4 protein-coding genes are annotated in these 4,008 nt (G+C 65.6%); 1 reads left to right on the top strand and 3 read right to left on the bottom strand.

From position 1 onward, the window contains the following. Both BMZ82_RS42490 and BMZ82_RS38945 read right to left on the bottom strand, forming a co-directional pair. A partial coding sequence (locus BMZ82_RS42490; protein WP_256252363.1) for a LamG domain-containing protein occupies nucleotides 1–1,482 on the bottom strand: 1,482 nt, incomplete at its 3' end. A gap of 171 nt (nucleotides 1,483–1,653) precedes the next feature. Next, complete coding sequence (locus tag BMZ82_RS38945) at nucleotides 1,654–2,706, bottom strand: hypothetical protein (protein WP_093782099.1); 1,053 nt, start codon at nucleotides 2,704–2,706, stop codon at nucleotides 1,654–1,656. 451 nt (nucleotides 2,707–3,157) lie between these two features. On the opposite strand from BMZ82_RS38945, the gene BMZ82_RS38935 reads away from it, so the two are divergent. Then, nucleotides 3,158–3,331: a DUF397 domain-containing protein gene (locus BMZ82_RS38935; RefSeq protein ID WP_093782101.1), complete on the top strand. Its 174-nt coding sequence runs from the start codon at nucleotides 3,158–3,160 to the stop codon at nucleotides 3,329–3,331. Nucleotides 3,332–3,402: 71 nt separating this feature from the next. On the opposite strand, the gene BMZ82_RS42485 is transcribed toward BMZ82_RS38935, so the two are convergent. Continuing rightward, nucleotides 3,403–4,008 (bottom strand): LamG domain-containing protein (locus BMZ82_RS42485; protein WP_256252362.1); only part of this gene is annotated, 606 nt, incomplete at its 5' end.

Genomic DNA, 4,008 nt, shown 5'->3' with positions numbered 1-4,008 from the left:
GGTACCGGTCGTGAACAGGTAGCCGTTGCCCATGCTGCCGCTGGTGTTGCCCAGCCCGTAGAACATGTACGGCGTGCCCTGGGTCGAGTCGATCTGCACGTCGAAGTCGACCGTGATCGAGTTCATCCCCGCCATGATGTTGTCCGGCAGCTTGACGCTGGTGTCGGTGCCGTTGAAGCCCAGCCCGTTGTCACCGCCCAGGTCCGCGGTGCCGAGGATCTGACCGTCGTTGCCGAGACCCGAGTAGTCGTGGACGTAGTCGCCGGCCGTCTCGTCCAGCTTGTAGTCCAGCAACAGCCCCTTGGTGGCGCCGGCCTCCGCCGGAGTGCACGCGGGCGCCGACGTGGGCAGGGTGGTGGACGTGGTGAGCGTGATCTGACCGGGGTACGCGTTGACCAGGGGGTCGGTGACCGAGGCCGGGGCGTTGGTCTCCACCACCACCCGGTCGCTCATCCCGTCGTAGTGGACGGCCAGGGTGTACGTCGTGTCACCGTCGGGCTGTATCGCGTCGTAGGCCGCGTCCTGCACGGTACCGATGTCACCGAAGGTGAAGAGCTGGCTCTTCGCGGTGGTGGGCACGGGCCAGAGCGTCGGGGTGTTCCCGGCGGAGTCCTTCCAGTCCGGCGGCTGCTCGACGTTGTTGATGTCCCCGGTGTAGTCCGACGGGAAGATGAGGACCGGTCCGATCTTGGGGTCCTCGAAGGCCGTGAGCGCACCGTTGTAGGTGGCCATGGCCTGCATTTCCTCCCACTGCACGTCCGGGTCGTTGTCCCGGTTCACCACCTCGCCCGCGGACAGGGCCCGGTCGTAGACGCGGAAGTCCCGCATCTTGCCCTTGAAGTAGTTGTCCGCCGAGAAGAGCGAACGGCCGATGTAGTCGGCGGTCGTCACCCCGCCGCCGATCGAGCCGGGGGTGACCGTCACCGCGGTGTTGCGCGCCACCTCCACGCCGTCCAGGTACATGATGCCGGTGGTGCCCGTCTGGGTGTAGGTCACCTGCTTCCACGCGCCGCGAGCCAGGGCCGTGGCCTGGCCGGTCTTCTGCTCGTGCAGGTAGTCACTCGCCGTGATCGAGGTGTGCAGCGTGTTCCCGGTGTTGAACAGGTAACCGTTGCCGTAGCCGGAACTGCTGTTGCCGAAGCCGTAGGTGAAGTAGTTGCCGGTCTGGCCCGGGTCGATCCACACGTCGTAGGAGACGGTGATCGACGAGAGGCCGGCCATGATGTTGTCCGGCACCTTGATGTAGGTGCCCGCGCCGTCGAAGGTCAGGCCCTCGGTGCCGCCCCAGTTCGTGGTGCCGAGGACCGTACCGTCGTGGCCGTTGCCCGAGGAGTCGTGGGCGACGGTGCCGGAGGTCTCGTCCAGGTTGTAGTCCAGCACCAGGCCGGTGGTGATGTCGGCCTGCGCCGTGGAGGCGGTCGTCAGCAGCCCGGCGCCGGCGACCAGTGCGAGGGAGAGTGCGGTGACGAGACCGTTACGCACCGGTCGTCGCCGTCGGCGCGGGGCGTCCGGCGAGACCACCGCCCCTGGATCGTTGGTTCTCAACATGTGCTGCCTTTCATGACGGGGAGATCCCTCTCGCTTTTCCGGTGAATTCTCTGGTCACTGCTCTGGCGGGTTCCGCCGGTGTGGGGTGGCACTGCCGCGATCAGCTCACGGCTTGCTCTTCCCCTTGCCGAGCAGCAGGCTCGCCACCGATAGCGTCGCCACCGCTGTCGACGACGATCCCGATCCCGACGACGACGCCTGGTTGGCCCCCCTGCATCGGTTCACCGATATGCAATCCCGGTTGAAATCGGTCGGGGGAACAGGCGGGGTGTGCAGATCCGAGTAGTAGTTCCATTGGGCGAACGGATCGTTTACCGGATCGTAGGGGTGGTAATTCGCCATGGTGGTCAGAACGTCCTGGTGGTACTTGTTCGCGAAGAACTTGTCGTACGAGAACGTGAGGGTTCGCAGGTCCAGCGTGCCGCCGCGCTCGACCCGGGCCGTCATCTTGTAGATGCGGACGCCCGCGATCGCCTCTCTCTTGATCTTGCCGACATAGGCCCACTCGTCCTGGCTCTTGTACTGGTTGTAGAGGGCCTTGTTCCCTCGGATCTGATCGGCGATGTACATGGCGTTCTTGCCGACTTTGGTGTCGATCACATAGACGAAGGTGTACGCCTGCACCCTGTCATCGATGCAGCTTTTCAGCAGAAGCGGACCCACGAACGGGATGGCCGAATAGAACCTCATCCTGCCCGTCGTGCAGCCCGGCATCCTGACCGCGGAATCCAGATTGCGCATTCCCTGGCTCCGCGCGAACGTCTCCGCCAGGCTCTGCGTGCCCGACGTCGAAATATATTGGCTGTTGCCGGCCCGGTCGCCCTGGACATGCGCCACGACGTCGTTGTTGTGCCCGCGCGGGAGCATGCCGTTCTGGAATATCCCGTACGGATCGCGGGAGTCACCGCGATACACGTAGTTGGGCATCGCCCGCTGGTTGTTCAGGTTCTTGTTGCGCAGGTTGGGGCAGTTCCCTCCGCCCTGTCCCGAATAGGTGCCTCCCGGGCAGTCGGTGATCGTGACGGCCTGCGCCGGCGTGACCGTCAGGATCGGGGCGAACAGCGCCGCGATGACAATCGCGAAGAGCGCCGCGAAGGCGGTCTTCCCTCTCCTGGATCTCGTCTTTCCACGTACGTACACTGCGGTTCGCTTGAGCATGAGTCCTCCGGGGCCGAGTTGGGGCGAGGGAGCCTTGACGTCACCGGTTTCTCATGTACGTCACATGGCTCCTGTCTCGTGAAGGATCACTGCGGCGACCACCCCCGGACTATGGGTATTACTACGGGTCTTTTACGGGATCCTTATGACCTGGGTGCTGGAGCCGCGCGAGACTCCCGCCGCCTGAGAGGCAGTTCGGTCCAGACCGTCTTGCCGAACGCCCGCTCCGCGACGCCCCACCTGCGGGACAGGACCCAGAGGACGACCAGGCCCCGGCCGCCCTCCTCCCCCCGGGTTCGTGACGGTCCGCAGTTGCCGGTCCCCGCGTGTGTCACTCACCTCCAGGGATGGCTTGGCGACTCTGCGTGGCCGTACGGCTGCGGTGGCGCGGAGGTCCTGGAGCAGGCGGACCCCCTGCTGGACGCCGGAGGCCTGATCGCGGACGCGATCCCTGAGGTCCGGAAGGCGCAGGTCGACGTACAGCGGCGGCGAAGGCGGCGAAGGCCTCGAAGTCGCCGGCTGCCCCCACACCGTCCTCGTCCGTGACTCCAAGAACCCCGGAGGTCCGCGGTTGACTCTCTCCACCGCGTCCTCGGGTGTCTTCGTCACGCACGCGGCGGGGTGAACGTGAGGGCGGGGCCCGGGTGGTGACCCGGGCCCCGCTCTGGACTCAGCCGATCCTGATCAACTGTCAGGTCACGGCTGCTGGATGGTGATCATGTTGGGGTGTGCGGCCAGCAGCGGATCCGTGACCGACGCCGGGGCGTTGGTGGTCACCACGATCCGGTCGCTCATCCCGTCGTAGCCGACCAGCACGCTGTCCGCATCGTTGGTGTCGGCGTAGGGCGCGATCGCCGCGTTGATGTCCGCGGTGACGTCCTTGATCTGGGCGGCGGTGAACATCTGGCTCTTCGCGGTGGTGACGGTGGGCCAGGTGGTCGGTGCCACTCCGTCGTGGTCGGTCCAGCCTTCCGGTGTCTGCAGGGCGTTGATGTCTCCCGTGTAGTCCTTCGGGAAGATGACCACCGGACCGATGACGGAGTCCTCGAAGTACGCGAGCGCGCAGTTGTTGTTGGCCAGGGCCTGTATCTGCTCCCACTTCTTGTCGGGGTTGTCGGCCCGGTCCTGGACCTCGACCGGGGTCAGGGCGTGGTCGTAGATGCGGAAGTCCCGCATCCGGCCCTTGAAGTACTTGTCGTTGGAGTAGAGGGACTTGCCGATGAAGTTCGCGGTCGTCGTCCCGCTGCCGATCGCACCCGGGGTGATGGTGACGTTCGTGTTGCGGGCCTTCTCCACGCCGTT

Source organism: Streptomyces sp. yr375, from assembly GCF_900110755.1.
Taxonomy (GTDB): domain Bacteria; phylum Actinomycetota; class Actinomycetes; order Streptomycetales; family Streptomycetaceae; genus Streptomyces.
This window is presented reverse-complemented; position numbering and strand designations above follow the sequence as displayed.

Bases quoted from the DNA above. Each gene is read 5' to 3' on its own strand.
- BMZ82_RS38945 (WP_093782099.1), bottom strand. From the start codon at position 2,706: ATGCTCAAGCGAACCGCAGTGTACGTACGTGGAAAGACGAGATCCAGG.